Below are 25,937 nucleotides of genomic sequence, written 5' to 3' on the forward strand. Positions count from 1 at the left end.
CTGAAGGGGACAAAACACCACGTGGAGGAGCCCCAGCGTTGGCTGAGAACCCGTTCTTCGCCCCGAGCAGCCTGCCCTACCAGTTGCCGCCGTTCGCCGACGTCCGCGAGGAGCACTACCTGCCCGCGTTCGAGCGCGGCATGGCCGACCAGCTGGCCGAGGTCGACGCGATCGCGAACAGCACCGAGCCGCCCGCCTTCGGCAACACGATCGCGGCCCTGGAGCGTTCGGGGCGGATCCTCGGCCGCACGGCCACGGTCTTCTTCAGCATGGCCGCGTCCAACTCCAGCGACGGGATCATGGAGATCGAGCAGGAGATCTCCCCGAAGCTGACCGCGCACAGCGACGCGATCCGCCTCAACCGGGCGCTGTGGGCCCGGATCAAGCAGGTCAGCACGTCCGACGCCGAGGAGGCGTGGCTGCTGGAGAAGTACCGGGAGGACTTCGTCCGGGCCGGGGCCGATCTGTCGGAGTCCGAGCAGGACCGGCTGCGCGAGCTCAACGCCGAGTTGTCGAAGCTGTCGACCGAGTTCGCGCAGACCCTGCTCAAGGCGTCCACGGAGGCGGCGCTGGTCGTCACCGACGCCAAGGAGCTCGACGGCTTCGACGAGGCCAGGATCGAGTCCCTGCGCCAGGACGACGGCACGTACGCGCTGCCGCTGCTGAACTTCACCAACCAGCCCGGCCTGGCCCAGCTCACCGACCGTGACGTGCGCCGCCGCCTGTACGAGCTGAGCGCCGGCCGCGCCCCGGCCAACTTCGAGCGGGCCGCCCGGATGGCCACGCTGCGGGCCGAACGGGCCGCGCTGCTCGGTTTCCCCAACCACGGCGCCTACTCGGTGACCGACCAGACGGCCAAGACCGTCGAGGCGGTCGAGGCGATGCTCGGCCAGGTCGTCGGCCCGGCCGTGCGCAACGTCGCCAAGGAGGCCGAGGCGCTGACCGAGCAGGCCGGGTTCGAGATCGAGCCGTGGGACTGGTCGTACTACTCGGAGAAGGTGCGGCTGGCCCGCTACGACTTCGACGCCGACGCCATGCGGCCCTACTTCGAGCTCGACCGGGTCTTCAGGGACGGTGTGTTCTTCGCCGCCACCCGGCTCTACGGCATCACCTTCACCGAACGGCCCGACCTGCGCGGCTACCACCCCGACGTGGCCGTCTTCGAGGTGTTCAACGAGGACGGCGGCCCGCTCGGGCTGTTCCTGCTCGACCCGTACGCCAGGGCGAACAAGCGCGGCGGGGCGTGGATGAACAACCTCGTCGACCAGTCGTACCTGTTCGACGAGCTGCCGGTGGTCATGAACAACCTCAACCTCACCAAGCCGGCCTCGGGGCCGACGCTGCTGACGTACGACGAGGTGAACACCGCCTTCCACGAGTTCGGCCACGCGCTGCACGGATTGTTCTCCGAGGTGCGCTACCCGCGGGTGTCGGGCACCAGCGTGCCGCGCGACTTCGTCGAGTACCCCTCGCAGGTCAACGAGATGTGGGGAACCTGGCCGGAGATCCTGGCCAACTACGCCAAGCACCACGAGACGGGCGAGCCGATGCCCGCCGAGCTGGTGGAGAAGCTGAACGCGGCCGACAAGTTCAACCAGGGCTTCAAGACGGTCGAGTACCTGGCGGCCACGCTGCTCGACTGGGCCTGGCACAAGCTGGCGGCCGGCGAGCAGGTGGCCGACGCGCAGGCGTTCGAGCAGGCGGCCCTGGAGGCGGCCGGGATCGACGTGGCGCTGGTGCGGCCGCGGTACCGGACCAACTACTTCGCGCACATCTTCGCCGGCGGCTACAGCGCCGGCTACTACTCCTACATCTGGAGCGAGGTGCTCGACGCCGAGAGCGTGGAGTGGTTCAAGGAGAACGGCGGCCTGACCAGGGCGAACGGCGACCACTTCCGCCGTGAGCTGCTCTCCAGGGGCGGCAGCATCGACCCGCTGACCGCCTTCCGCAACTTCCGCGGGCGCGAGCCGGGCATCCAGCCGCTGCTGGCCCGCCGCGGCCTCGACTGACCGCCTCTCCCCACGGATTCCCGCCGCGGCCTCGACCGATCGCCAACCCCTACGGCTCCGGCAGCTCATCGACGCGCTGCCGGAGCCATTCCTTCTCCGCCCGGCTCGACGCGCGGGCGATCTCCAGCATCCCCCGCCGGTACGGGTCGGGCTCGTCCTTGATCCGGACCGGCCGGCCGCCCTCGTAGAAGAAGCTCGCGGGGGCCTCCAGGAAGGCCAGCCTGCGACGCAGCACCCTGGCCTGGTCGGCGCGGTCGGGCAACGCCGACAGGAACGTCAGCAGGGCGAAGAAGCGCGTCTGGTCGCTGATGTCCAGATCGCCCGGCTCGCGCAGCCGCCGCAGCAGCTCCTCGCGACCCTGCGCGGTGAGGGTCAGCACCTGCCTGCGTGCCGCCGCCGCGCCCGCCTCCTCGTGCCGCTCCACCAGGCCCTTGGCCTCCAGCCGTGAGATGGCGGGGTAGAGGGCGCCGTCGCTGACCGGGCGCAGGTGGCCCGTGAGCGCCGTCAGGCGCGCCTTGAGCTCGTAGCCGTGCATGGGCCGCTCGTTCAGGAATCCCAGGATGGTGAGGGACAGATCCCCGCCGCTTGCCATGCCGTGCATCGTAACGCTATACCTCTAAACGAGGTACAACGAATCGAGGTACGAGACATGTTCAGGCTGGCCCTCCCCATCTACGTGGAGCTGCTCACGGCCGTGGTCGCGGTGGGGGTGATCGACCTGCTGTGGGTCTCGGGGCTCGGGGAGGCCGCCATCGCCGCCGTCACCGTGGGCACCACGGCCGAATACCTGGCCTACGGCCTGTTCCTGGCGGTCCCGACAGGGGTGACCGTGCTCATCGGGCGGCGTGACGGGCACGCGCCGATCGGGCCGGTGATCAGGACGGGCTGGGTGTTGTGGGCGGCGTTCTCGGTCGCCGTCGCCGTCCCGGGCGTGCTGCTGCGCGAGCCGCTGGCGGCCCTGTTCACCGACGATCCCGGGCTGACGGCCGGGTTCTTCCTGGTCTCGCTGGGCGGGCTGCCGGTCTTCTTCGCCCAGACGGTCGTGGACGGGATCATGAAAGGGCTGGGCAACACGAAGATCCCCATGCGGAACGCGCTGATCTGCAACGTTCTGGTGGTCGCCCTGGACCCGCTGTTCATCTACGGCCTGGACCTGGGCGTCCAGGGGGCCGCGCTGGCCACCGTGGCTGCGCGGCTGGTCACGCTCGCGGTGGCGGTCACCTCCCTCGTACGCCTGCGCGCCGCCCGCGGCGACGGCCTGCTGGCGGGTGAGGTGTTGCGGACCGGCCTGCCCATGTCCGGCGACTTCCTGGCGCGTTCCATGGTCGGCATGGCGCTGGTGGAGATCGTGGCCGGGTTCGGCACCGCCGAGGTCGCCGGGTACGGCATCGGCCAGAAGATCATGCTCGCGGGGGTCATGGTCTTCTACGCGCTGCGCCAGGCGGCGATGATCCGTACCGCGCGGTCGGAGCCGGCCGGGTCACCGCTGAAGCTCGGGCTGCTGACCGGGGCGGCGGTCGCGGTCGTGCTCAACGTGGTGGCGGTGCCCGCGGCCGGGTTGTTCACCGGTGATCCGGGGGTGGCCGTGGGGTTCCTGCGGTGGATGACGCTCTATCTGGTGCCGTTCGGCGGGCTGATCGCCGTGGGCGGGGTGCTCCAGGCAAGCGGAAGGGGCAGCCGCCTGCTCGCCGCCACGCTGGCGGGCTTCGCGGTGCAGCTGCCCCTCGCCTTTCTGCTGAGCTCGTGGCTCGGCGTCACGGGCGTGTGGTTGTCGATGGCCGTCGGGTCGTCGCTCAGCCTCGCAGGCGCGCTAGCGCCGCCCGCAGGCGTTCCATGGAGCGCTCGCGCCCGAGCACCTCGATCGACTCGAACAGCGGCAGGCCCACCGTCCGGCCGGTGATCGCCACGCGCACCGGGGCCTGGGTCTTGCCCAGCTTCAGCCCGAGCGGCACGCCGACCTCCTCCAGAGCCTCCTTGAGCGACTCCGGGTCCCAGTTGACGACCTCCAGGCGGTCGAGGTAGGCGGTGAGGATCTCCACCGGGGAGTTCTTCATCGCCTTGTCCCAGGAGGGCTGGTCGAAGGCGGGCTCGTCGAGGAAGAGGAAGTCGACGTTCTGCCTGATCTCCGCCAGCACGCCGATGCGGGTCTGGGCCAGGGCCGCGACCTTGCTGAACAGCTCGCGGTCCCAGGTGGGGTCGAGGTAGGGCGCGCAGCGCTCCTCGAAGGTCTCCAGCGGCAGCGCCCTGATGTACTCGCCGTTGAAGGCCCGCAACTTCTTCTCGTCGAAGAAGGCGCTGGCGGAGTTGACGTCCTCAAGCTTGAACAGCGGGACCATCTCCGCCCACGGCATGATCTCGCGGTCCTCGCCGGGGCCCCAGCCGAGCAGCATGAGGTAGTTGACCATGGCCTCGGCGAGGTAGCCCTCGTCGCGGTAGTCCTCCAGGGCCACCTTGTCGCGGCGCTTGGACAACTTCTTGCGCTGCTCGTTGACGATCACCGGCAGGTGGGCCCAGACCGGCGGGGTCGAGCCGAGCGCCGGCCACAGCAGCACCTGCTTGGCGGCGTTGCCGAGGTGCTCCTCGCCGCGTACGACGTGGGTGATGCCCTGGGTGATGTCGTCGACCGCGTTGGCCAGCACGTAGAGCGGCGAGCCGTCGGTGCGGGCGATCACGAAGTCTTCCTGGGCCTCGTTGGGGAACTCGACGTTGCCCCTGATCAGGTCTTCGACGACGGTGACGCCCTCGTCGGGGGTGCGGAAGCGCACCGCGCCCTCGGTCAGGCCGCGCCCGCGGCAGAAGCCGTCGTAGCCCTTGTGCTCGGAGCCGGTGCGGGCCACCAGCGCCTCGCGGGTGCAGTCGCAGTGGTACGCCTTGCCGTCGGCCAGCAGCTTGGCCACGGCCTCGCGGTGCTGCGGCTCGTAGGCCGACTGGAAGTAGGGGCCCTCGAACACCGGGTTGGTGCCGTTGATGCCGATCCAGTCGAGCGCGGAGATGATGCCCTCGGTCCACTCCGGACGGTTGCGCGTGGCGTCGGTGTCCTCGATGCGCAGGACGAAGCGGCCGCCGGACTGTTCGGCGAGTGCCCAGTTGAACAGCGCCGTACGGGCGCCGCCGACGTGGAACATGCCGGTCGGGGACGGGGCGAAACGCACCCGTAGATCAGTCACGGGAGACCACCTTGTTCGTGAGTGTGCCGATGCCTTCGATGCCGACGCTGACCTCGTCACCGATGTCGAGGGGGCCGACGCCTGCCGGGGTGCCGGTCAGGATGACGTCGCCGGGGATCAGCGTCATGACCGCGCTGACGTAGGCGACCAGCGCGGGGATGTCGTTGATGAGCTGGCTCGTGCGGCCGCTCTGCCGGATCTCGCCGTTGACCGTGGTGGTCAGCGCGAGGTCGCTCGCGTCGAGATCGGTCTGGATCCACGGCCCGAGCGGGCAGAACGTGTCGAAGCTCTTGGCCCGGGTGAACTGCACGTCCTTCTTCTGCAGGTCGCGGGCGGTGACGTCGTTGGCGCAGGTGTAGCCGAAGATGACGTCCTTGACGCGGTCGACGGGCACGTCGCGGCAGAGCCTGCCGATCACGACGGCCAGCTCGCCCTCGTAGTCGACCCGGTCGGACAGCGAGGTCGGGTAGGCGATGGCCTCGCCGTGACCGATCACCGACGTGGACGGCTTCATGAAGATGAGCGGCTCGTCGGGCACCTCGTTGCCCATCTCGCGGGCGTGCTCGGCGTAGTTCCTGCCGATGGCGACGACCTTGCTCGGCAGCATCGGGGCCAGCAGCTTCACCTGGGACAGCGGGAAGCGCTCGCCGGTGAACTGCACCTGGCCGAACGGATGGCCGGAGACCGTGGAGACGAACTCCTCTCCAGGACCGCCTTCGACCACGCCGAACGACACGCCTTCGCCTGTGGAGAACCTCGCTATACGCACCTGACAAGGCTATCGCCGCCGCCGCAAGGCTCCGCCCACCGCCAAAAAAGTCAGGAACCCTCCACAAATGCCCCCAGAGTCCGTTTTGTAAGGCATTGGTGGCGGTTAAGGGGATATCTCTGCTTACTAGAGACTTCTTGGGGGGTGACGGAACGTGCCGGACACGATGGTCAACCAGACTTCTGCCGTACCGCGGGCCAGAACGCAGGACGGCGGCCCGGCGACCTCGCTGGTCACCGACAAGGGCACGACCAGCATCGACGACGTCGTCGTCGCCAAGATCGCCGGCCTGGCCGCACGCGAGGTCTCCGGCGTGCACGCCATGGGCGGCGGCGCCGCCAGGGCGTTCGGCAACATGCGCGGCATGGTCGGCGGGGAACGCAACGTCGCCCAGGGCGTGTCCGTCGAGGTCGGCGAGCGGCAGGCCGCCGTGGACATGGACCTGGTCGCCGAGTACGGCACCGCCATCCCCGACCTGGCCGCCGCCGTACGCAGGAACGTCATCGCGGCGGTCGAGCGCATGTGCGGCCTTGAGGTGACCGAGGTCAACATCAGGGTGGACGACGTGCACCTGCCCGGCCAGGACCGCGACAGAGACCACGACAGGGACCGCGACCGGGGCGACGGGCCGCTCCTCGACGACGCGGGACAGCCGGAGCCCCGGGTCCGATGAGCCGGCCGGGCCCCACGGCCCACGCCGAAGGTGAAGCCGAACCCGGGGCCGGGGCCAAGGCGGAGGCAGAGGTCCTGGCCGAACGGGTACGGGCCTGTCCCGGCGTGGCGGGGCTCTCCGGCGGCCCGTTCGGGACGGTGGCGACGTACCTGCCCGGGGAGCGGGTCATGGGCGTCTCGGCCGACGGGGACGCGGTGACGATCGCCGTCGTCGCGACCCTCGACCGGCCGCTGCCAGAGACCGCCGAGGACATCCGCCGGGCCGTGTCGGACCTGGCCGGCGGCCGTCCTGTCAACGTACGCATCGACGACGTGGTGGAGTGATCATGAGCAACGTCCCATGGCTGGCGGTCATCGGCATGGCCACCGGCATCATCCTCGGACTCGCGGGGGCCTTCGGCGGCCTCGGCGCGTTCCTGCTCGTCCTCGTGCTCGGCGCGGTCGGCTTCCTGGTCGGCAAGGTCGCCGAGACCGGCGAGGTGAACCTGTCGGGCCTGACCGCGAGGCGCAGATGACCACCGCCACCCGGGTGACGGTGCCCCGGCAGCGGGCGGCGCCGGCGGGCGACCCCGGGCGGCGCGGGCGTACCGAGATCGGCGAGCGGGTGGTCGCCAAGATCGCCTGCTGCGCGGCGCGGGAGATCCCCGAGGTGCGCGACGCGCGGCTGGGCGGGGTGCCGTGGACGCGCTCGTCCAGCGCGGAGGTGCGCGGGAACCGGGCCACGGTGCGGCTGAACGTGACCGTCGCCTACCCGGCCCCGCTGCACGCGGTCGCCGCGCGGCTGCGCGAGCACGTGCGCAACCGCGTGGCCATGCAGACCGGCCTCGACGTCACCCGCCTCGATGTGATCATGACCGATCTGTCCGGAGAGCCGGAATGACGTCCGACGTCCCTCCCGGGGAGCCCGGCGGCGGCGCGGGGGCCGCCTCGCCGGGGGGCGGGGCGCCGCCGCGGGACAAGGTCGCCGACCGGGCCGCGGTGCGGGCCTTCCGCCCGCAGCGGCGGGTGCCCGCGATCGTGGTCGCCGTCCTGCTCGCGCTGCTGGGCCTGCTGGTCGCCGCGGAGACGGTGTCCGCGCTGGTCGGCAGCCCGTTGCGGTGGCTCCCGTACGACCGGATGCTGGCGTGGGCGGCGGCGACGCCGTGGTCGCACCCGCTGTTCCTGGCCGGGGCCGCGATCGTCGTGCTGGTCGGCCTGGCGCTGGTGGCCATCGCCCTGGTCCCGGGACGGCCAAGGCTGGTCCCCGTACGGACCGGCGACCGCGACCTGATCATCGGCCTGCGTCCCAAGAGCTTCACCAGGGCCCTGGAGCACGCCGCCGAGGAGGTGCCCGGGGTGCGCTCGGCGCACGCCACCGTCCGCGGCCGTACGGTCGCCGTCACCCCCGCCACCTCGGGCTGGAACGGGGAGGGCTTCGGCCGGGCCGTACGCGAGGCCGTGCTGACCAGGCTCGCCGGGCTGGACCCGGTGGAGCCGTACCGGGTGGCGGTGAACGTCAAGGAGCGCCGATGAACAGGAAGACCGGACGCGGCAACCGCTGGGGGCTGGCCCTGGTCGGCCTCGCGCTGGCCACCCTCGGCGGCCTCACGCTGGCGCGGGGGCTGCTGGGGCCGTCCACGCCGATCGTGGACGGGGACACACGCGCGTTCTTCGCCGTCCACAGCCCGCTCGTGTGGTGGGCCGTGGCCGCGCTGTCGATCCTGGTGGCGCTGCTCGCCCTGCGCTGGCTGATCGCGCAGGGCCGCAGGGACGCCCGTACCCGGCTGCGCCTGGAGAACGGGCCGGATGGGGTCACCGAGATCGCGGCGGGCGGGATGGCGCACGCGGTCGCCGCCGACGTCGAGGCCAGTCCCGCCGTGCTGAACGCCGACGCCGACCTGGTCGGCCCGCGCGGCCGGCCGGAGGTGCGGCTGCGCGTGGCCGCCGACGAGGCGGCCCCGATGAGCGAGCTGAGCGAGCACCTGTCCCGGGTCACGCTGCCGAACCTGCGGGACGCGCTGGACAGGGATCACGTACCGGCGGTGGCCCGCGTTAGCCTGGAGCCCTCACCTGCGACGCAGCGGGTCGTGCGCTAAGGCTTCATCGAGAGGGGTCCTCGTTGTCCATCGTGAAGATCAACGTCCTGACCGTGCCCGCCGAGATGCGCGAGGAGCTGGAGAAGCGCTTCTCGGGCCGGGCGGGGATGGTGGAGTCGGCCGACGGCTTCGAATGGTTCGAGCTGCTGCGGCCGGTCGAGGGCACCGACCAGTACCTCGTCTACACGCGCTGGCGCAGCGAGGAGGACTTCCAGACCTGGCAGCAGGGACAGGCGTTCCAGCGCGGCCACGCCCAGGCCGCTGCCGCCAACGGCGAGCAGTCGCAGGGCCACGGCCACGGCCAGGGCCCGGCGGCGACGGGCTCCCAGGTGTGGAGCTTCGACGTCGTGCAGAGCGCCGGACCCAAGGGTTAGGCGTCGAGCGGGTTGCTCGCGATGCGGTCGGCGACGCCTCCACGGACGAACCGGCCGGCGTAGCTCGACGGCTTGCGCGCGCCCTGGTCGGCGATGCAGGCGGTGAACTCCTTGGCGATCTCCAGGCGCGGGTGACGGTCCAGCACCTCGCGCCGCACGCCGTCGGGGATGTCCTCGGTACGCCGCCCGGAGATGTCCATGCCGGTGGACAGCTCCAGCAGGTGACCCTCGGGATCCTGCTCCACCGGCACCTCCTCCCACATGTGCCGGACGATCACCTCGGAGGCGCGCAGCCGGCGCTCGGGCGACCAGCCGGCCCCCGCGCAGAAGGCCCAGGCCACATGGCCGCCCGCCTCCTCGAACGGCACCGTATGGCTGTCGAACTCGGCGACCAGGCCGAGGTCGTGCAGCATCGACGACACGTAGAGCAGCTCCGCGTCGAAGTCGATCATCCTGGTCTGCGCGTACGCCGCCGCCCACAGGTAGGCACGCACGGAGTGGTTGAGCAGCGAGGGCGTCTGGTAGCGCGTGGCCACCTCAAGCGCACCCCGGCAGGCGGGCGTGTCAGGGATCACGATGTCGTCGTATCTCACGGATCCAGCATGACATCCGCGCTGCCGGAGGCACCGGCGGGCATCGGCCCGTTAACGATCCGGTACGCGACTTGACCGCTTGATCGTGATTCCGAAAGCATGTCCCGCCCTCACTTTTTTGTCCGGAAGGAACCCTGGCGTGCGCCGGCTCGCGATACCTCTTGCCCTCACGCTCGCGACCAGCACGCTGGTGAGCCCGGCCCAGGCCGCCGACAAGGTGACCCGTACCGCGCAGTGCCAGGGTGACTGGCTGCCCGGCACGCCGACGGCCGAGGACGTCATGAAGGGCGAGATCTCCCTGGTGGGGCTGCCGGCGTACAAGCTGGGCAAGGACATCAACTGGGGGGCGAGCCCGTACCGGAACCGGTCGTGGGAGTTCGTGTTCCAGTCGCTGCGCTGGATGGGCACCCTTGTCGTGGCCTACGAGAACACCGGCGAGCGGCGTTATCTGGATCGTGCCACCGACATCGCCAAGGACTGGGTGGCGAGCAACAGGCGCGGCGCCGCCTCGACCAAGTCGTACGTGTGGAAGGACCACCCGGTCTCGCTGCGCACGCAGCCGCTGCTGTGCCTGAGCATGCACGTCAAGGAGAGCTGGCTGAAGGACAGCCTGGCCGAGCACGCCAAGCTGCTGTCGGACGCCCGGCTCTACAAGAAGGGCCACAACCACGGCATCGACCAGGACATCGCGCTCATGGGCATCGGCTGCAGGTACGGCCGCTCCGACTGGTCGAACCTGGCCTCCCGGCGGCTCACCGGCACGGTCAAGCTCGACGTCGACTCCCAGGGCGCGCTCATGGAGCAGGCCCCCCGCTACGCCGTCTACGTGTACGGCCGCCTCCAGGTCGCCATGACCAACATGAAGGCGTGCGACCGCAAGGTGCCCGCCGAGATCGGCCGGCGGGCCGAGGCGCTGAAGGACTTCATCGCCCACTCCACGATGCCCAACGGCTACATGGCCCCGCTCGGCGACGGCAGCGCCGAGACCGAGCCCAAGATGGAGACCGGCACCCCGAAGGAGAAGGTCAAGGTCTACAAGGCCGGTTACGTCTACGGCCGTACGGCCTGGGGCAAGCCGGACTCGGCGTACTACTCGATCAGGTTCGGCCCCGGCATGAAGTTCCACGGGCACGAGGACCACCTGGGCGTCACGTACTACGCGCAGGGCCGCGACATCCTCATGGACGGCGGTTTCCACTCCTACGAGAAGAGCGCCTACCGCTACTGGACGCTCTCCCCCGAGGCGCACAACGTGCCGACGGTCGTGGGCGCCCGGTTCCGGCCGCGTACCGCGTCCAAGCTGACCAAGACCTCCTACGGCAAGGACCGGCAGGCCTTCCGGCTCACGGACAACGCCTACGGCGTGAGCCGGACGCGCTCGGTGCTGGTGAACCACGGCGAGGACCTGATGGCGGTGCTCGACACGGCCTCCGGGGGCAAGAAGATCCGTAATCTGTGGCGGTTCGCCCCTTCGTTCAAGGTCGTCTCGTCCGGCGGCGGCAAGGTGGTGCTGGCCGACGGCGCCTTCAAGGTGACGCTGCTGCAGTTCTCCTCGTGCGAGCGGATCGGCGGGCAGAAGGTGGAGCGCGGCGGCAAGCTGGGCTGGGTGTCGCCCACGTACCTGGCCAAGCAGCCGACGAACGTGGTGGTCTCGCCGGCGGCGAAGTCGCTGCTGACGGTGATCGTGCCGGGGACGGACTCGCCGAAGGTGTCCTGCTCGGGCGGCAAGCTCAAGGTCGACGGCCGCACGTTCTCCGCCGGGCTGCTCTAGAACGCGATCCTGCGGTACCACTCGTTGGAGAGCATCTGGGTCCTGGCCGGCTCCGGCAGCGAGGTCAGCATGGTCATCGACGCGCCGCGCCCGACCTCCGACTCGTGGGCGTGCATCGCCGCCCACTTGCGCTCCGACCAGCGCGAGACGTCGAGCGCGGCCGAGACCTGGTCGTCGGGGACCCCGGGCAGGGCCTGGCCGGGCTCCGGGTCGGCGCCGAAGACCGCCCGCCAGTGCGAGGTCACGACCGAGCGCGGGATGGTCGCCAGGTAGAGCGCGTGCGGCCGCCAGGGGTCGCCGGCGTCGAGGTAGAGCTGGTCGTAGCCGGCCGCCTCGACCGCGGCCAGGGCGGCCCGGTGCACGTGGACGTGGTCGGGGTGGCCGTAGCCGCCGAAGCCGTCGTAGGTGAGCACGACGTCGGGCCGGACGTCCCTGATGTGCCCGACCAGCAGGCCCACCGTCTCGTCGAACGGCACGTCGAGGAAACGCGGGCGGCCTGGGGCGGAGTCGGGGTTGCGCGCGTCGGCGAAGCCCAGCAGCCGGGGCTCGCCCGCGCCGAGGATGTCGAGGGCTCGTTCCAGCTCCCGCGCCCGGAGGGTGCCTTCGGCCCCGGTGCAGGTGACCACGGCCGTTCTGGCGCCCTCGTCGGCGTATTTGGCGAGGGTGCCGCCCGTCCAGATCGCCTCGTCGTCGGGATGGGCATGTACGGCGAGCACACTGAAAGTCATGGGCCACCATGCTAGAGAGTTCGGGCGCCGGTCCGGCTCCCCTAGGCTCTACACGAACCCTCGGCCCCGGAAGAGACGATCACGATGAGCGAGCCCGTACCCGCCGACCTGCTGGAGATCGCCGACGCGCTCGTGCCGCACGCGCCCCTCGACACGGCGCGCCTGGGCGACGGCGGCATGCATGACGTGGTGCTGATCCCGGGGGTGGCGGCCGTACGGGTCAGCCGGCGGCCCGCCGCGGCCGAGGCGCTGCCACGCAGGACCGAGGTGTTGCGCGCCATCGGGGCCGCCGGGCTGCCGTTCGCGGTGCCCACGCCGCTGACGCCGGTGACGACGTTCGGGGAACGGGCGGCGGTGGCGGTGTCCTGGATCGAGGGGGCCGGGCTCGGCGCCGGCCAGGGCGACCCGGCCCTGATCGGCGAGCTGCTGAGGTCCGTACGCGAGTTGCCCGTCACGCCGGAGCTGCGGGCCCTGCTGCCCGCGCCCCGCGCGTACGCGGGCCGCGAGAGCTGGAGCACGATCGTCGCCGAGGAGGTCGTCCCCCGCCTCCCGGACAGGTGGCGTGACAGGGGACGGCGGCGCCTCGCCGACGCCCTGGCCCTGGAGCCGGTCCCCGACACGCTCGTCCACGGCGACCTCGTCGGCGGGAACGTCCACTGGGACGAGAACGGCAAGCTGGTCGGCGTCCTCGACTGGGACCGGGCCCACCTGTTCGACCCGGCGATCGACGCGGCCTTCATGGGCTGGCACGGCTGGGACAACCTGCGCGCGGCCGTCGACGCCGGCACCTACCGGCGGGCCGTCACGTGGGAGCGCGCGTTCGGGGTCGACCACCTCGTCGCGCTGTTCCTGCTCGACGGCGCTCCTCTGGTCCTCGTGGACAGCTTCGTGACGCACGTCGTCGCCTGGCTGGACGAGGACGGCGGCCCCGACCGGCTCTAGGCCGCCCGCTCCCGCCGGACCGGCGTGCGGATGATCGACACCCCGACCGCCCCGAACACCGCCAGCAGGACGACCGGCCCGCCGATGCCCAGGACGAGGTTCCAGGAGCTCGCGCCGAACAGCCAGACGACGATGCCCACGAGCACCCCCGCCGGGAACCACCAGCCGGCCAGTCCGCCGCGCGCGTACGCGACCGCGACGAGCACCAGGCCCAGGAAGGACCCGATCATCCCGGGGAGCTGCCAGGCGACGACCATCGCGGGCTGGGCCGCGTCCTGCATGAGCTTCTCGGCCTGAGCCGCCGGCAGGGCGTCGAAGAGCACGATGTCGAAGAAGTCGGAGATCATGAGCGAGGAGAAGTTCGTCAGCCCGAGGACCGCCAGCACGCCCGCGACGGTGGCCAGTGCCGAGCCCTTGGCGCGGACGAGGTGGACCATGCCGAGCACGCCCGGCACGAACAACACCCAGGCGTAGTGCAGGAGCGTCGCGCTGACGCCTACGGCGCCGGGGTTGTTCGCGTAGACCAGGGGGTCCTCGACGCCGGGCTCGGACGGGTCGGTGATCATGCCGAGGATGAGGCAGAGGGGGGCGAGGATCAGGCTCGCGCCGGCCGCGAACCGGCGGGCGGAGAGGGCGTTGGGGAACATGCCGGGCACGGTAGGCGCCGTTCCCGGGGGCCGTCGTCAAAGCACACTTGCACCCGCCGTCCCCCTGCGGACGGATTTCCCGCCGAGGACCGCCGTCCCCCCGCAGATCCCCTGTGGAGCCAAGGTCCACCTTCTCCTCGTGGCCGGAATTCGCGACACATGGCGACATTCCGGGCAGGCTACTCTCGCCTCATGCTCCACCGCCGTTCCCCCACTCCCGTCGACTGGCTCGTGGCGGGGGTCGTGGCCCTGTTCGCGGTCGCGGAGGAGGTCAGCGCCCGTTCGATGGCCTCCCCGCGCGCCTACCTGCCCCTCTGGCTGGCCGCCTCGCTCGTCACGGCCGCCGGGGTGCTCTTCCGGGCCCGCGCGCCCTTCGCCGTCCTCGCCGTGTACTCGGCGGCCAACGTCGGCTCGTTCGCCTTGGTGTCCGGGCCGCCCGCGGCCTGGCAGTTCTACACCCAGCTCGTGCTGCTGTGCACGCTGCTGTCGGAGGTGCGTCCGGACAGCGTGAAGGCGGTGGCGGGGCTGGCGGCGACGGGCGTGTTCGTGGCGGCCATGCTGGGCACGTCCTCGCCCGCGTCCGGGCCGGGTGACGTCGCCGTGGCCCTGGTGATGTGCGCCATCGCCGCCGGGACCGGCCTGGCCGTACGCCGCCACCGCGTGCTGGCGGTGCAGGCCGCCGAGCGCGGCGAGCTGCTGGCCCGCGAGTCGGTGCAGGAGGAACGTGCCCGCATCGCCCGCGAGCTGCACGACATCGTCGCCCACAGCGTCAGCGTGATGACCATGCACACCGGCACCGTACGGCTGCTGCTGCGCGCGGACCAGGAGCCCGAACGGCAGGCGTTGTCCACCGTGGAGGCCGCGGGCCGGGAGGCCATGGACGAGCTGCGCCGCATGCTCGGCCTGCTGCGCGGCACGAACGCCGGCGACCCGCCGCACCAGGCCGGCCTCGACCGGCTGGACGACCTGCTCGACCAGTTCCGTTCGGCGGGGCTCGACGTGCGGCTCGACGTCGCGGGCGAGCGTGTGCCGCTGCCTCCGGGGCTGGACCTGTCGGCGTACCGGATCGTCCAGGAGGCGTTGACCAACACGCTCAAGCACGCGGGACCCGCGGGGGTGGCGGTGACCGTCTCGTACCTGCCCGGCGAGCTGCGGCTGGAGGTCGTGGACGAGGGCCCGCGCGGGCCCCGGGCGCCGTCCGGCGCGGGGAGCGGGCACGGGCTGATCGGCATGCGCGAGCGAGCCGCCCTGTTCGAGGGCACGCTGACGGCGGGCCCGCTCCCGTCGGGCGGCTTCGCCGTACGGGCGGTGCTCCCCCTGTGACGCACACCTCCCCGGACGGGATCGGCGTGGTGGTCGCCGACGACCAGGCGATGATCAGGGCGGGGCTGCGGCTGATGATCGGCACCCAGCCGGACCTGTCCGTGCTCGGCGAGGCGTCCGACGGCGAACGGGCGGTCGAGCTGGCCCGGAGCCTGCGCCCGGACGTCGTCCTGCTCGACATCGCGATGCCCCGCCTGAACGGCCTGGAGGCCGCCCGCCGCATCCTCGCCGCCCCCACCCCGCCAAGGGTGATCATGCTCACCACGTACGACACCGACGAGAACCTCGACCTCGCCCTGCACGCCGGTGTCAGCGGGTTCCTGCTCAAGGTGTCGCCGCCGGAGCACCTGTTCGCCGCCATCCGCAGCGCCGCGCGCGGCGACGTCCTGCTCGACCCGGCCGTGACCGGCCGCGTCGTCGAGACCTACCGCCGTACGACGGCCGCCTCCCCCCGGAGCCCCTCCGGGGTCACCGCCCGGGAGGAGGAGGTGTTGCGGCTGGTGGCGCGGGGCCTGTCGAACGCGGAGATCGCCGGCTCACTGTCGATCACGGAGGCGACGGTGAGCACCCACATCAACCGCCTGCTCGCCAAGCTCGCCCTCCGCGACCGCGCCCAGATCGTCCGGTACGCCTACGAGTCGGGCCTCGTACGCCCGGGAGACCCGCCGTGAGCCCGTACGGCCTCAGCCGCAGTCGCGGCCGGCGCGCAGCAGCCCGTACGTGACCGCCTGCTCCAGCGCCTGCCAGGAGGCCTCGATGATGTTCTCGGCCACCCCGACCGTCGCCCATTCGGCCGTGTCGTCGCTGGAGGTGATCAGGACGCGGGTGACGGCGTCCGTGCCGTGGGTGCCTTCGAGGATGCGGACCTTGTAGTCCACCAGCTCCAGCCTCGCCAGCTCCGGGTAGAGCTGCTCCAGCCCCTGCCGTACGGCGTTGTCCAGGGCGTTGACGGGGCCGTTGCCCTCGCCGGTGGCGACGATGCGCTCGCCCTTGGTGTGCAGCTTCACGGTGGCCTCGCTGACCAGCTCGCCGCCCTTCGTCCGCTCGACGATCACGCGCCACGACTCCACCTCGAAGTGGCGCCTGCGCTCCCCCTGGACGGTGTCACGCAGCAGCAGCTCGAACGACGCGTCCGCGGCCTCGAACGTGAAGCCCTGCGCCTCCAGCTCCTTGACGCGCTCGACGAGGGTCTTGGTGTGCTCCGGGGTGAGCTCGTAGCCCAGCTCGCGGCCCTTGAGCTCGACGGAGGCGCGGCCGGCCATGTCGGAGACGAGCATGCGCATGTCGTTGCCCACGGCGGCCGGGTCGATGTGCTGGTAGAGGTTGGGGTCGACCTTGATGGCGCTGGCGTGCAGGCCGGCCTTGTGGGCGAAGGCGGACATGCCGACGTAGGGGGCGTGGGAGTTGGGGGTGACGTTGGTGACCTCAGTGATCGCGTGCGCGATGCGGGTCATGTCCGCCAGCGACTCCTGCGGCACGAGGTCGAACCCGCGCTTGAGCTGGAGGTTGGCGACGACGGTGAACAGGTTGGCGTTGCCCGAGCGCTCGCCGTAGCCGTTGGCGCAGCCCTGTACGTGCGTGGCGCCCGCCTTGACGGCGGCGAGGGTGTTGGCGACGGCGCAACCGGTGTCGTCGTGGCAGTGGATGCCGACCCGGGCGCCGGTCTGGACGGCCGCGTGGACGGTCTCGGCCAGCTCGTCGGGCAGCATGCCGCCGTTCGTGTCGCACAGGGCGATGACGTCGGCCCCGGCCTCGGCGGCGGTCCTGAGCACCTCCAGCGCGTAGGCTGGGTTGGACTTGTAGCCGTCGAAGAAGTGTTCGGCGTCGAGGAAGACTCGCTGTCCCCCCGCACGAAGGTGAGAGACCGTGTCGCGGATCATCGCGAGGTTCTCCTGGAGAGTCGTGCGGAGGGCCAGCTCCACGTGCCGGTCGTGGCTCTTGGCGACAAGGGTCACGACCGGCGCGCCGGATTCGCGCAAAGCGGCTACCAAGGGGTCGTCGGCGGCCTTCACACCGGCCCGGCGGGTCGCACCGAACGCGGCGAGCTGCGCGTGCTTCAGGTCGAGCTCTGTTCGAGCGCGCCTGAAGAACTCTGTGTCCTTGGGGTTGGCGCCCGGCCAGCCCCCCTCGATGAAGCCGACGCCCAGGCTGTCCAGCTGCCGTGCGATGGCGAGCTTGTCAACGACAGTGAGGTTGAGTCCTTCCTGCTGCGCGCCGTCGCGCAGCGTGGTGTCGTAGACGTGGAAGCGGTCGTCGGCCATGAGTCTCTCTTCTTTCGGATCCGTGTCCTGGAAAACAAAAAGACCCCTCACGGACGTGAGAGGTCTGCGCGCCGGCGGTGTCCCTGTGTCAGCCGGCGCGCCTGCCGATAATGAGCAGACCGTAGAGCATGGTGCTTGTCAGTCTGCCACAGGGATTCACCATTCGGCACATTGATCTCACCTTGTGGACATGACCTTTACACTTGCACGCCGGCGCCGCCGGTGATGGCGCGTTCGAGCGCTGCCGGGTCGAACACCTCGTTGCCGAGCTGCTGCCCGTCGAGCAACACCGTCGGGGTGCCCTGGATGCGGACCTTCGCGGTCTCCGCCAGGTGCGTCTTGGCGTACGACTGGGAGGTCACGCACTCGTCCACCGAGGCGCCCACCTTCCTGGCCGCCGCGACCAGCTCCGGCAGGGTGAAGCCCGAGGCCGAGCCGTGCGGGGCGGGCTGCATCGCGTACAGCTCGTCCCTGAAGGCCAGCCAGTTCGCCTCCGGCATGCACCGGGCGGCGGCCGCGGCGCGGATGGAGTTGGAGCGCATGGGCTCGTCCTGGAAGATCGTCACCGGGTGGTAGACGACCTTGACCCTGCCCTCCTTGGCCAGTTTCTGGATCGTACGGTCGACCTTGGAGTGCATCTCCTTGCAGATCGGGCAGTCGAAGTCCTCGTAGACATCGAGCACGGGCGCGTCGCCGGACTTGTCCGCAAGGACCATCGAACCGTCGATCTGCCTGGTCAGGCGTACCGACCCGGCTGTCTCACCCGGCTCCGAGAAGGCCAGCACACCCAGCACCACCAGCGCCGCACACGCGATCGCGACCGCAACCAACCGCTTCATCATCCGCCCACTTCCAGCTCACCGAACGCGCAGACCCTACCAACGACAGGCCCGCTCTCCGGACAGCCGGTCGGGTCGGGCCCCGGCGCGGCGGTCCGTCAGCGGATCCCTCATTGGTACCTGATGACGCTGAGAGATCTCTGTGCGGGAAGAATGACGTACATGAAGGCGAATCTCCTTGACCCCGCGGTGGGCCGGTACATCCTCGACCACTCCACCCCGCCCGACCTGCTGCTGGAGGAGCTGGCGCGGGAGACCGCCGAGGCGACGGGCGACGCCGCGAGGATGCAGATCTCCGCCGACCAGGGCCGGTTCCTGACCATGCTCACCCAGCTCGTGGCCCCGGCGGTGGCGGTCGAGGTGGGCACGTTCACCGGTTACTCGTCGGTCTGCATCGCGCGGGGGCTGACGGACGGGCGGCTGCACTGCTTCGACGTGAGCGAGGAGTGGACCTCGATCGCCCGGCGCTACTGGGAGCGGGCGGGCGTGACCGACCGCGTCTCGCTCACGCTCGGCCCGGCCATGGAGACGCTGGCCGCCTTCGACGAGCCCGTCGACCTGGCCTTCCTCGACGCCGACAAGGGCAACTACCCCGGCTACTACGAGCTGCTGGTCGAACGGCTGCGGCCGGGCGGCCTGCTGCTGGCCGACAACACGCTGCGCAGCGGGCACGTGGCCGACCCGTCGCGCACGGAGACCACGACGGTGCAGATCAGGGAGTTCAACGACCTGGTGATCGAGGACCCCCGGGTCAGCGTCGTCATGCTGCCGGTCGCCGACGGCATCACGATGATCAGGAAGAACCACTAGATCACCGGGACACCGTGCCGTCCCCCTGAGTGCCTTCTCCACCATCCTCCGCGACGCGGGAGGACGGCGGCATGGCCAGTCCCCTCGACGAGCGTTACTGCCCGAGCCGTGGAACTTCGACGTCGACACCGCGGCTCTGACGGAGGCCGGCGCCTGAACGCCGGCCCCGGGCGAGGCGTCAGGCGATCTTGTGGATCCAGCCGCGGGTGTCGGGGCGGGCGCCGTACTGGATGCCGACGAGCTCCTCGCGGACCCGCATCGTCACCGGCCCCGGGGTGCCGTCGGCGATGGTCCAGGAGCGGTCGGCGCCCCTGACCGAGCCGACCGGGGTCACCACGGCGGCCGTGCCGCACGCGAACACCTCGGTCAGCTCGCCCGCGGCGCAGGCGGACTCCCACTCGTCCACCGAGATCAGCCGCTCCTCGGCCTCCAGGCCCAGGTCGTCGGCCAGTTCGAGGATCGAGTCCCGGGTGATGCCGGGCAGCAGGGTGCCGGTGAGCGCCGGGGTGACGAGCTTGTTGCCGAAGACGAAGAACAGGTTCATCCCGCCCATCTCCTCGACGTACTCGTGCTTGTGGGCGTCGAGCCAGACGACCTGGTCGCAGCCGTTCTCGACGGCCTCACGCTGGGCGACGAAGGCGGCGGCGTAGTTGCCGCCGCACTTGGCGAAGCCGGTGCCGCCGGGCGCGGCGCGGGTGTAGTCCGTCGACAACCAGACCGAGACAGGCTTGATGCCGCCGCTGAAGTACGAGGCCGCCGGCGAGGCGATGACCATGTACTTGTACGTCTTCGACGGGTAGTTGACGCCGAGCCCGGCCTGCGTGGCGATCATGAACGGGCGCAGGTAGAGGCTGTGGCCCTCGGTGGTGGGCACCCACTCCTTGTCGGCCCCGACGAGCAGCTCCAGCGACTCGACGAACGCCTCCTCGGGCAGCTCCGGCATGGCCATGCGCTCGGCCGAACGGTTGAAGCGGGCGGCGTTCGCGTACGGGCGGAAGGTCACGATCGAACCGGAGATCTGCCGGTACGCCTTCAGCCCCTCGAACAACTCCTGCGCGTAGTGGAACACCGAGGTGGCGGGGTCGAGCGTGAGCGGCCCGTACGGCAGGAGCTTGGCGTCATGCCATCCCTCGCCGTCGGTGTAGTCGATCGAGACCATGTGGTCGGTGAAGACCTGCCCGAATCCGGGGTTCGCCAGTACCTGCTCCCGCTCGGCCGCGGTGCGAGCGTTGGCGGAATGCTGCACGTCGAAGCTGAGCTTCTGAGCGATGGTCATGACGGCGGTCCTTCTCTCTACGAATCTACGATTCAAAAGCTACTGCCCGCGAGCAGTATTCGTACTTCCTATTGTCTCGTCATTTGGGATGGCAAGAGGCAGTTGGGACGATTCGACCTCGCGGACACAAAAAGCGCCTGGCAGTCCTCGTTCGGACCGCCAGGCGCGTACGGGGGCTAGGCGGGTCCTAGCCGGATACTCGCGCGGTGATGTCGTCGCCGATCTCGCCGGTCGAACGGCCGGCGCCGCCGCTCACGCGCTCGGCGATGTCGGCGGCCACGGCCTGCTCGACCTTGGCGGCCTCGGCGTGGAGGCCGAGGTGGTCGAGGAGCATGCCCACGGACAGGATCGTCGCGGTCGGGTCGGCCTTGCCCTGACCGGCGATGTCGGGCGCGCTGCCGTGGACCGGCTCGAACATGCTCGGCGTGGTGCGCTCGGGGTTGATGTTGCCGCTGGCCGCAAGGCCGATGCCGCCGGCGATCGCGGCGCCGAGGTCGGTGATGATGTCACCGAACAGGTTGTCGGTGACGATCACGTCGAAGCGCTCGGGCTGGGTGACGAAGAACATCGAGGCCGCGTCGATGTGGCTGTAGTCGGTGGTGACGTCGGGGAACTCCGCGGCCACGCGGTCGACCGTGCGCTGCCAGAGGTCGCCTGCGAAGGTGAGCACGTTGGTCTTGTGGACCAGCGTGAGCTTCTTGCGGGGCCGCGACTGGGCCTTCTGGAAGGCGAAACGCACCACGCGCTCGACGCCGTGGGCGGTGTTCAGCGACTCCTGGGTGGCGATCTCGTGCGGCGTGCCGCGCCGCATGACGCCGCCGGTGCCCGCGTAGAGGCCCTCGGTGCCCTCGCGGACGACGACCATGTCGATCTGCTCGGCGGAGGCGCCGGCCCGCGCGGTCGGGACGCCGGGGAACAGCTTGACCGGGCGCAGGTTGACGTAGTGGTCGAACTCGAACCTGAGCTTGAGCAGCAGGTCGCGCTCCAGCACGCCCGGCGGCACGCTGGGGTCGCCGACGGCGCCGAGCAGGATCGCGTCATAGCCGCGCAGCTCTTCGAGCACCGCGTCGGGCAGTGTCTCGCCCGTGCGGTGGTAGCGGGCTGCGCCCAGGTCGTAATGGGTGGGCTCGATCTTCGTGCCCACGGCCTCCAGGACCTTGAGCCCTTCGGCTACGACCTCGGCGCCGATGCCATCCCCGGGGATGACGGCCAGGCGGATGTTACGCGACTCCATGGCGGTACCCTACCGGCTCGTCTCGGCTGACGAACACATCATCTCAATGGCCGGACATTCCGTTTTGGGGGGATTGCGACCTTTTGACCGTTTCGTTAGAGTCCGACGAGCCTAATCCGCGCAGCACTGCGTGGAGCCGGGGACCCACCCCTTTTCCCCCCGGGGCGAATCGGCCTCGCTTCCCCTTCGAAGCACAGCCGTAGGGCTACTTCCAGGCCCGAGCCCGTCAGCTAACCCGGCCGGCCTCGTGGAAGGACAGTTCCCCTGTCTAGCATCGCCATCCTCCTGGCGGTGGCAGCGGGCGGCGCAGGTCTCGCGCCCGCGGCTCCCGCCGACCCCGCCCCCTCCGTCACCCTCACCGGCCCCCAGGTGAAACAGGTCCAGGAACAGCGTGTACCGAAGCCGGCCTGGAAGGTCGCCCTCGACTACGCCATGGACAAACGCGGCACCCCGTACGTATGGGGCGGCGCCAGCGAACGGGGCTACGACTGCTCGGGGCTCATGCTCCGGGCGTACGAGGACGCCGGGATCGAACTCCCCAGAACCGCCGCCGAACAGTACGGCGCCTTCTCCCGGAAAATCGTCTGGAAGGACCTCAAACCAGGCGACCTGGTGTTCTTCAGCAACCTCGGCCACGTCGGCATGATCTCCAAACCCGGTTTCATGGTCCATTCCCCGCACACCGGCGACGTGGTGAAGGAGGAACGCCTGTCGCAGTGGCGCAGGCAGGCCTTCGTCGGCGCGGTACGCCCCGACCCCAAGGGCGTCAAGCGCTGGGCGGACTACACCGCGCTCCGCAAGGCCCCCGCCCCCGCCATGCTCACAGCGACCCTGTGACGACGACCTTCCCCGGGGCGTGTCCCTCCTCCTGGTAGCGGACGGCCGCCGGGATCTCGCCGAACGGGAAGGTCCTGTCGATGACCGGGGTGATCTCGCCCCCTTCGATCAGCCCGGTCAGCGTCAGCAGGTTCGCCCTGTTGCTCCCGCAGCGGACCACGTCCGCCCTGGCGATCCGCTGCGGGACGAAGGGCGCCGACGCGAGCGCGGCGAACATGTGGCCGGCCGGCTGCACCCAGCGCCCGGCCGGCCCGCCGACCACCACGTACGCGCCCTTTCTGGTCAGGACGCGGCGGCAGTCCGACAGCCGGCGGCCGCCCGCCACGTCGACGAGCAGGTCGAAGCGCCGCCCGGACGTGGCGAAGTCCTCCTTGGTGTGGTCGATGATCTCGTCCGCGCCGATCGAGCGGACCAGGGCGGCGTTGCGCCCGCCGCACACGCCGGTCACGTGCGCGCCGAACGCCTTGGCGAGCTGCACGGCGAACGTGCCCACACCGCCGGACGCGCCGTTGACCAGCACCTTCTGGCCCGCCTGCACGCGGCCCTCGTCGCGCAGCGCGATCAGCGCCGTGTTGGCCGCCATCGGGACGGCCGCCGCCTGCTCGAACGTCAGGTTCCCCGGCTTGGGGGCCACCTCGCTCTCCCGCAGGCAGACGTACTCACCGAAGCCGCCCTGGAGGGACATCGCGTACACCTCGTCGCCGGGGCGGAACAGCGTGACGTCCTTGCCGGCCGCCTCGACCTCCCCCGCCACGTCGGCGCCGAGGACCGGGATGCGCGGCCGGCGCAACCCGACGCCGCCGCCCATGATCCGGGACAGGTACGGCTCCCCCCGCATGAAATGCCAGTCATAGGGCTGCACGGACGTGGCCCGCACCCGCACCAGCACCTCGTCGTCGCGCGGCACGGGCCGTTCGACGTCGGACAGGACGAGCTGGTCGGGTGAGCCGAACGAGCGCAGGACGTAGGCCTTCATCGTTTCTCCCTCGTACCGTGAACGGCGTGGACGTGCCGTGGACGTGCCGCCAGTGTGGGCGCGACCTGCGCGGACGCTCAACGGTCGAAAGGCGACGGCTCGATGGCCGAAAGTACGACCGCCCGGCCCGCCGATGGTGCGAACCGGCTCGGGCCGTGCGCGCGATGCCCCGGCGGGGTCGCGGCGGTCACGCTCTCAGGCATGAGATGGATCGCACCCACCGGATTGCTCGCGCTCAGCGTCGTCCCCCTCGTCGCCGGCGCGCTCCGGCTGACCGAACTGGCCTCGGGCGCCCCCGTCACGCCCGGCAACGCGCGCTTTTTCGCCATGCCCGTGCCGGTGTTGCTGCACATCCCCGCCTCGCTGGTGTTCTGCGCGCTCGGCGCGTTCCAGTTCTCGGCCGGGTTCCGGGCCCGGCGGCGAAGGTGGCACCGGGTGGCGGGGCGGGTGCTGGTGGCCTGCGGGCTGGTCGCGTCGTTGTCGGGGTTGTGGCTGACGCTCTTCTCCGACCTGCCCGCCGGTGACGGCGTGCTGCTGGCCGCCTTCCGGCTGCTGTTCGGCACGGCCATGGCCGCCTGCCTCCTGCTCGGGCCGGCCGCGATCCGGCGGCGCGAGGTGGCCCGGCATCGTGCCTGGATGACCCGCGGGTACGCGCTCGGCCTCGGCGCGGGCACGCAGGCGTTCACGCTGGCGTTCGGGCTGCTGGCCTTCGGGCCGCCCGGCGAGCTGGGCAGGGCGCTGCTCGTCGGCGCGGGCTGGGTGATCAACCTGGCGGTGGCCGAGGTGATCGTCCGCCGGGGTCAGGTGCGTACGCGGTCGGTCTCGTAGGCCCACATGGCGATCTCGACGCGGTTGCGCACGCCGAGCTTGGTCATCAGGCTCGCGACGTGGCTCTTGACCGTGCTGAGCGAGATGTGCAGCTCGGCGGCGATCTCGCTGTTGGTCCGGCCGCGGGCCACGGCACGCAGGATCTCCTCCTCCCGGCCGGTCAGCGCCTCCATGGGCTGCGCGGGCGCCTCGGTACGCCCCGCCCCCGCGAACGCGGCCAGCAGGCGCGCGGTCACACTCGGGGCGATGAGCGCCTCGCCCCCGGCCGCGGCGGTCACCGCCTGGGCGAGCAGCGCGGGACCGGCGTCCTTGAGCAGGAATCCCCTGGCCCCGGCGCGCAGGGCGGCGTAGACGTACTCGTCGAGGTCGAACGTGGTGATGACGACCACCGCCATGGGGTCGGCCACGTCGGGCCCGGCCAGCTCGCGAGTGGCCGCGATGCCGTCGAGACCGGGCATGCGGATGTCGAACAGGCACACGTCGGGCCGCAGGCGGCGGGCCAGCTCGACGGCCCGCCTGCCGTCGCCGGCCTCGCCGACGACCTCGATGCCGGGCTGGGCGTCGAGGATCATCCTGAGCCCGGTACGGGCGATCTCCTGGTCGTCGGCGACCAGCACCCGGATGTTCACGCGGCCTCCCTGGGCAGGACGGCGGTGACCGTCCAGCCCCGGTTGGGGTTGGGGCCCGCCTCGCAGGTGCCGCCGAGCAGGGCGGCGCGTTCGATCATGCCGATGAGGCCGTAGCCGGGGGCGGCTACGCCGGTGGCGCGGTCGCCGTCGTCGCTCACCGTCAGGCGTACGGAGGTGTCGTCGGCGGTGACGCGGACGGTGATGTGGGTGGCGTGGCGGGCGTGCCGCCGGGCGTTGGTGATCGACTCCTGCGCGATGCGGTAGAGCGCGGCGCCGGACGACGGCGGGAGGCCGTCCAGCCCGCCGGCGATCTCCACCTCGACGGCCGGGCCGACGCGCGGACGTCCGGCGAGCTGCCGCAGGTCGTCGAGGTGGCGGCCCGGGGTCAGCTCGGCCGGCTCGTTCCTGCGCAGCACGCGGACCATGGCCCGCATCTCGGCGAGGGTGCGTGACGCCTCGGCCTCGATCACCCGTAAGGCGTCGGTGGCGGCGCCCGGCTCGGAGGCGGCGGCGGCCGCGGCGGCCTGGGCGCGGATGGCCATGGCCGAGACGTGGTGGGCGACGGTGTCGTGCAGGTCGCGGGCGAGTTGTTCGCGTTCGAGCAGTTTGACCTGGTCGAGCTCGCGCAACCGCGCACCGGCCCGGTACCGGAAGGCGCCGCCCAGCCCGACGGCGGCGAACAGGACGCCGAGCGCCGGGACGACGTCGCCGGGCGCGATGCGGCCGGTGATCAGCGACAGGTGGACCGCGACGAGCCCGGCCGCCATCCCGATCACGGCCTCGCGCCCCGATCCCCACCGGAACAGCGCGTAGAGCACGATCGTCACGAACGCCAGCGTGTACGTCTCGACCGGCTCGCCGCGCGTCAGCAGCGGCGCCAGGCTGGTGACGCCGAAGACGAGCGCGACCATGAGCAGCGGCCTGGTCCTGCGCCACAGCAGCGTGGGCACCAGCGCGACGGTCACTGCCGTCGAGACCACCGGCCACCGGAGGTCGGGCCGCAGCAGGCCCTCGATCACCGCGGCCGGCACGAGCACCGCGACGAGCGCCCAGTCGCGCCACACCCGCGCCGGCGGGCCGGCGGGACGCGGCTCGCGCCACACGGAACGGAGGAGGCCGGGCACCCCCTCATCGTAAAGGCGCACCCACCTCCGCGCAGAGCCCACGGGCCCGGCCG

Annotated in this window: 29 protein-coding genes and 1 riboswitch; of the genes, 16 read left to right on the plus strand and 13 right to left on the minus strand. The window is 71.2% G+C overall.

Annotated elements, in window-relative coordinates; translation table 11 throughout:
* Nucleotides 1-38: 38 nt before the first annotated feature.
* A complete protein-coding gene (locus DMB42_RS23635) occupies nt 39-2,009 on the plus strand; it encodes a M3 family metallopeptidase (protein WP_125637160.1) in 1,971 nt (656 codons plus the stop codon).
* A gap of 49 nt (nt 2,010-2,058) precedes the next feature.
* Here DMB42_RS23635 and DMB42_RS23640 read toward each other — a convergent pair whose 3' ends face one another.
* The gene (locus tag DMB42_RS23640) at nt 2,059-2,601 is read right to left on the minus strand and encodes a PadR family transcriptional regulator (RefSeq protein ID WP_125637161.1); all 543 of its coding nucleotides are present in this window, start codon (nt 2,599-2,601) and stop codon (nt 2,059-2,061) included.
* Between the two features lie 57 nt (nt 2,602-2,658).
* Between DMB42_RS23640 and DMB42_RS23645 the strand changes: the two genes are divergently transcribed.
* Nucleotides 2,659-3,909 carry an MATE family efflux transporter gene (locus tag DMB42_RS23645; RefSeq protein ID WP_125637162.1) on the plus strand — a complete coding sequence of 417 codons (1,251 nt, stop codon included), beginning with the start codon at nt 2,659-2,661 and terminating at the stop codon, nt 3,907-3,909.
* On the opposite strand, the gene gltX is transcribed toward DMB42_RS23645, so the two are convergent.
* Both gltX and DMB42_RS23655 read right to left on the minus strand, forming a co-directional pair.
* Nucleotides 3,803-5,176: a glutamate--tRNA ligase gene (gltX, locus tag DMB42_RS23650; RefSeq protein ID WP_125637163.1), complete on the minus strand. Its 1,374-nt coding sequence runs from the start codon at nt 5,174-5,176 to the stop codon at nt 3,803-3,805. The two genes, DMB42_RS23645 and gltX, sit on opposite strands and share 107 nt — an antisense overlap.
* Entirely contained in the window at nt 5,169-5,945 is a 777-nt protein-coding gene (locus DMB42_RS23655) for a fumarylacetoacetate hydrolase family protein (protein ID WP_125637164.1), read from the minus strand. The genes gltX and DMB42_RS23655 overlap by 8 nt, the downstream gene beginning before the upstream one ends.
* 166 nt (nt 5,946-6,111) lie before the next feature.
* Between DMB42_RS23655 and DMB42_RS23660 the strand changes: the two genes are divergently transcribed.
* From DMB42_RS23660 to DMB42_RS23690, 7 genes are read left to right on the plus strand one after another with little or no spacing between them, the layout of a single operon-like run.
* Nucleotides 6,112-6,618 carry an Asp23/Gls24 family envelope stress response protein gene (locus tag DMB42_RS23660; protein WP_125637308.1) on the plus strand — a complete coding sequence of 169 codons (507 nt, stop codon included), beginning with the start codon at nt 6,112-6,114 and terminating at the stop codon, nt 6,616-6,618.
* Nucleotides 6,615-6,941, plus strand: coding sequence for a hypothetical protein (locus DMB42_RS23665; protein WP_260477888.1), 327 nt, complete (start codon nt 6,615-6,617; stop codon nt 6,939-6,941). Before DMB42_RS23660 ends, DMB42_RS23665 begins: the two co-directional genes overlap by 4 nt.
* A gap of 2 nt (nt 6,942-6,943) precedes the next feature.
* On the plus strand, nt 6,944-7,132 hold the full coding sequence (locus tag DMB42_RS23670) for a hypothetical protein (protein ID WP_125637165.1): 189 nt from the start codon (nt 6,944-6,946) through the stop codon (nt 7,130-7,132).
* Complete coding sequence (locus tag DMB42_RS23675; RefSeq protein WP_125637166.1) at nt 7,129-7,497, plus strand: Asp23/Gls24 family envelope stress response protein; 369 nt, start codon at nt 7,129-7,131, stop codon at nt 7,495-7,497. Before DMB42_RS23670 ends, DMB42_RS23675 begins: the two co-directional genes overlap by 4 nt.
* Nucleotides 7,494-8,129, plus strand: a complete 636-nt coding sequence (locus DMB42_RS23680) for a DUF6286 domain-containing protein (protein ID WP_125637167.1) — start codon at nt 7,494-7,496, stop codon at nt 8,127-8,129. Before DMB42_RS23675 ends, DMB42_RS23680 begins: the two co-directional genes overlap by 4 nt.
* Nucleotides 8,126-8,692, plus strand: a complete 567-nt coding sequence (locus DMB42_RS23685) for a hypothetical protein (protein WP_125637168.1) — start codon at nt 8,126-8,128, stop codon at nt 8,690-8,692. Before DMB42_RS23680 ends, DMB42_RS23685 begins: the two co-directional genes overlap by 4 nt.
* A gap of 23 nt (nt 8,693-8,715) precedes the next feature.
* Nucleotides 8,716-9,066 (plus strand): antibiotic biosynthesis monooxygenase, encoded by a 351-nt coding sequence (locus tag DMB42_RS23690; RefSeq protein ID WP_125637169.1) that lies wholly within the window; start codon nt 8,716-8,718, stop codon nt 9,064-9,066.
* On the opposite strand, the gene DMB42_RS23695 is transcribed toward DMB42_RS23690, so the two are convergent.
* On the minus strand, nt 9,063-9,659 hold the full coding sequence (locus DMB42_RS23695) for a cyanamide hydratase (RefSeq protein WP_125637170.1): 597 nt from the start codon (nt 9,657-9,659) through the stop codon (nt 9,063-9,065). The two genes, DMB42_RS23690 and DMB42_RS23695, sit on opposite strands and share 4 nt — an antisense overlap.
* A gap of 139 nt (nt 9,660-9,798) precedes the next feature.
* On the opposite strand from DMB42_RS23695, the gene DMB42_RS23700 reads away from it, so the two are divergent.
* A complete protein-coding gene (locus DMB42_RS23700; RefSeq protein WP_260477889.1) occupies nt 9,799-11,430 on the plus strand; it encodes a heparinase II/III family protein in 1,632 nt (543 codons plus the stop codon).
* Here the strand turns inward: DMB42_RS23700 and DMB42_RS23705 are convergent.
* On the minus strand, nt 11,427-12,158 hold the full coding sequence (locus DMB42_RS23705; RefSeq protein WP_125637171.1) for a PIG-L family deacetylase: 732 nt from the start codon (nt 12,156-12,158) through the stop codon (nt 11,427-11,429). The two genes, DMB42_RS23700 and DMB42_RS23705, sit on opposite strands and share 4 nt — an antisense overlap.
* An 84-nt stretch (nt 12,159-12,242) precedes the next feature.
* On the opposite strand from DMB42_RS23705, the gene DMB42_RS23710 reads away from it, so the two are divergent.
* Nucleotides 12,243-13,100, plus strand: coding sequence for an aminoglycoside phosphotransferase family protein (locus tag DMB42_RS23710; protein WP_125637172.1), 858 nt, complete (start codon nt 12,243-12,245; stop codon nt 13,098-13,100).
* Here DMB42_RS23710 and DMB42_RS23715 read toward each other — a convergent pair.
* Entirely contained in the window at nt 13,097-13,747 is a 651-nt protein-coding gene (locus tag DMB42_RS23715) for a hypothetical protein (RefSeq protein WP_125637173.1), read from the minus strand. The two genes, DMB42_RS23710 and DMB42_RS23715, sit on opposite strands and share 4 nt — an antisense overlap.
* A gap of 192 nt (nt 13,748-13,939) precedes the next feature.
* Here DMB42_RS23715 and DMB42_RS23720 point away from each other — a divergent pair, with 192 nt between their 5' ends.
* Nucleotides 13,940-15,070, plus strand: coding sequence for a sensor histidine kinase (locus tag DMB42_RS23720; protein ID WP_185844831.1), 1,131 nt, complete (start codon nt 13,940-13,942; stop codon nt 15,068-15,070).
* Nucleotides 15,067-15,741 (plus strand): response regulator transcription factor, encoded by a 675-nt coding sequence (locus tag DMB42_RS23725; protein ID WP_260477890.1) that lies wholly within the window; start codon nt 15,067-15,069, stop codon nt 15,739-15,741. Before DMB42_RS23720 ends, DMB42_RS23725 begins: the two co-directional genes overlap by 4 nt.
* Before the next feature lie 12 nt (nt 15,742-15,753).
* On the opposite strand, the gene cimA is transcribed toward DMB42_RS23725, so the two are convergent.
* Complete coding sequence (gene cimA / locus DMB42_RS23730; protein ID WP_125637175.1) at nt 15,754-17,331, minus strand: citramalate synthase; 1,578 nt, start codon at nt 17,329-17,331, stop codon at nt 15,754-15,756.
* Between the two features lie 197 nt (nt 17,332-17,528).
* A complete protein-coding gene (locus DMB42_RS23735; protein ID WP_125637176.1) occupies nt 17,529-18,173 on the minus strand; it encodes a thioredoxin domain-containing protein in 645 nt (214 codons plus the stop codon).
* Nucleotides 18,174-18,332: 159 nt separating this feature from the next.
* On the opposite strand from DMB42_RS23735, the gene DMB42_RS23740 reads away from it, so the two are divergent.
* On the plus strand, nt 18,333-18,980 hold the full coding sequence (locus tag DMB42_RS23740; RefSeq protein ID WP_125637177.1) for an O-methyltransferase: 648 nt from the start codon (nt 18,333-18,335) through the stop codon (nt 18,978-18,980).
* Between the two features lie 178 nt (nt 18,981-19,158).
* Here DMB42_RS23740 and DMB42_RS23745 read toward each other — a convergent pair whose 3' ends face one another.
* On the minus strand, nt 19,159-20,256 hold the full coding sequence (locus DMB42_RS23745; RefSeq protein WP_125637178.1) for a branched-chain amino acid aminotransferase: 1,098 nt from the start codon (nt 20,254-20,256) through the stop codon (nt 19,159-19,161).
* Between the two features lie 187 nt (nt 20,257-20,443).
* The gene (locus DMB42_RS23750; protein ID WP_125637179.1) at nt 20,444-21,490 is read right to left on the minus strand and encodes a 3-isopropylmalate dehydrogenase; all 1,047 of its coding nucleotides are present in this window, start codon (nt 21,488-21,490) and stop codon (nt 20,444-20,446) included.
* A 98-nt stretch (nt 21,491-21,588) separates the two neighbouring features.
* A riboswitch (cyclic di-AMP (ydaO/yuaA leader) is annotated at nt 21,589-21,750 on the plus strand.
* Nucleotides 21,751-21,781: 31 nt separating this feature from the next.
* On the opposite strand from DMB42_RS23750, the gene DMB42_RS23755 reads away from it, so the two are divergent.
* Nucleotides 21,782-22,327, plus strand: a complete 546-nt coding sequence (locus DMB42_RS23755; protein ID WP_125637180.1) for a C40 family peptidase — start codon at nt 21,782-21,784, stop codon at nt 22,325-22,327.
* On the opposite strand, the gene DMB42_RS23760 is transcribed toward DMB42_RS23755, so the two are convergent.
* Entirely contained in the window at nt 22,311-23,303 is a 993-nt protein-coding gene (locus DMB42_RS23760; RefSeq protein WP_125637181.1) for an NAD(P)-dependent alcohol dehydrogenase, read from the minus strand. The genes DMB42_RS23755 and DMB42_RS23760 overlap by 17 nt on opposite strands.
* Nucleotides 23,304-23,504: 201 nt before the next feature.
* On the opposite strand from DMB42_RS23760, the gene DMB42_RS23765 reads away from it, so the two are divergent.
* On the plus strand, nt 23,505-24,131 hold the full coding sequence (locus DMB42_RS23765) for a DUF2306 domain-containing protein (protein ID WP_125637182.1): 627 nt from the start codon (nt 23,505-23,507) through the stop codon (nt 24,129-24,131).
* Here DMB42_RS23765 and DMB42_RS23770 read toward each other — a convergent pair.
* Nucleotides 24,104-24,760: a response regulator transcription factor gene (locus DMB42_RS23770; RefSeq protein WP_125637183.1), complete on the minus strand. Its 657-nt coding sequence runs from the start codon at nt 24,758-24,760 to the stop codon at nt 24,104-24,106. The genes DMB42_RS23765 and DMB42_RS23770 overlap by 28 nt on opposite strands.
* Complete coding sequence (locus tag DMB42_RS23775; protein ID WP_125637184.1) at nt 24,757-25,884, minus strand: sensor histidine kinase; 1,128 nt, start codon at nt 25,882-25,884, stop codon at nt 24,757-24,759. Before DMB42_RS23775 ends, DMB42_RS23770 begins: the two co-directional genes overlap by 4 nt.
* Nucleotides 25,885-25,937 lie beyond the last annotated feature (53 nt).

The sequence above is a fragment of the Nonomuraea sp. WAC 01424 genome, from assembly GCF_003947315.1.
Classification (GTDB): domain Bacteria; phylum Actinomycetota; class Actinomycetes; order Streptosporangiales; family Streptosporangiaceae; genus Nonomuraea; species Nonomuraea spiralis.

Bases quoted from the DNA above. Each gene is read 5' to 3' on its own strand.
- DMB42_RS23720 (WP_185844831.1), top strand. From the start codon at position 13,940: ATGCTCCACCGCCGTTCCCCCACTCCCGTCGACTGGCTCGTGGCGGGG.
- DMB42_RS23750 (WP_125637179.1), bottom strand. From the start codon at position 21,490: ATGGAGTCGCGTAACATCCGCCTGGCCGTCATCCCCGGGGATGGCATC.
- cimA (WP_125637175.1), bottom strand. From the start codon at position 17,331: ATGGCCGACGACCGCTTCCACGTCTACGACACCACGCTGCGCGACGGC.
- DMB42_RS23705 (WP_125637171.1), bottom strand. From the start codon at position 12,158: ATGACTTTCAGTGTGCTCGCCGTACATGCCCATCCCGACGACGAGGCG.
- DMB42_RS23670 (WP_125637165.1), top strand. From the start codon at position 6,944: ATGAGCAACGTCCCATGGCTGGCGGTCATCGGCATGGCCACCGGCATC.
- DMB42_RS23740 (WP_125637177.1), top strand. From the start codon at position 18,333: ATGAAGGCGAATCTCCTTGACCCCGCGGTGGGCCGGTACATCCTCGAC.
- DMB42_RS23645 (WP_125637162.1), top strand. From the start codon at position 2,659: ATGTTCAGGCTGGCCCTCCCCATCTACGTGGAGCTGCTCACGGCCGTG.
- DMB42_RS23640 (WP_125637161.1), bottom strand. From the start codon at position 2,601: ATGGCAAGCGGCGGGGATCTGTCCCTCACCATCCTGGGATTCCTGAAC.
- DMB42_RS23665 (WP_260477888.1), top strand. From the start codon at position 6,615: ATGAGCCGGCCGGGCCCCACGGCCCACGCCGAAGGTGAAGCCGAACCC.
- DMB42_RS23680 (WP_125637167.1), top strand. From the start codon at position 7,494: ATGACGTCCGACGTCCCTCCCGGGGAGCCCGGCGGCGGCGCGGGGGCC.
- DMB42_RS23765 (WP_125637182.1), top strand. From the start codon at position 23,505: ATGAGATGGATCGCACCCACCGGATTGCTCGCGCTCAGCGTCGTCCCC.
- DMB42_RS23760 (WP_125637181.1), bottom strand. From the start codon at position 23,303: ATGAAGGCCTACGTCCTGCGCTCGTTCGGCTCACCCGACCAGCTCGTC.
- DMB42_RS23710 (WP_125637172.1), top strand. From the start codon at position 12,243: ATGAGCGAGCCCGTACCCGCCGACCTGCTGGAGATCGCCGACGCGCTC.
- DMB42_RS23675 (WP_125637166.1), top strand. From the start codon at position 7,129: ATGACCACCGCCACCCGGGTGACGGTGCCCCGGCAGCGGGCGGCGCCG.
- DMB42_RS23735 (WP_125637176.1), bottom strand. From the start codon at position 18,173: ATGATGAAGCGGTTGGTTGCGGTCGCGATCGCGTGTGCGGCGCTGGTG.
- DMB42_RS23745 (WP_125637178.1), bottom strand. From the start codon at position 20,256: ATGACCATCGCTCAGAAGCTCAGCTTCGACGTGCAGCATTCCGCCAAC.
- DMB42_RS23715 (WP_125637173.1), bottom strand. From the start codon at position 13,747: ATGTTCCCCAACGCCCTCTCCGCCCGCCGGTTCGCGGCCGGCGCGAGC.
- DMB42_RS23660 (WP_125637308.1), top strand. From the start codon at position 6,112: ATGGTCAACCAGACTTCTGCCGTACCGCGGGCCAGAACGCAGGACGGC.
- DMB42_RS23685 (WP_125637168.1), top strand. From the start codon at position 8,126: ATGAACAGGAAGACCGGACGCGGCAACCGCTGGGGGCTGGCCCTGGTC.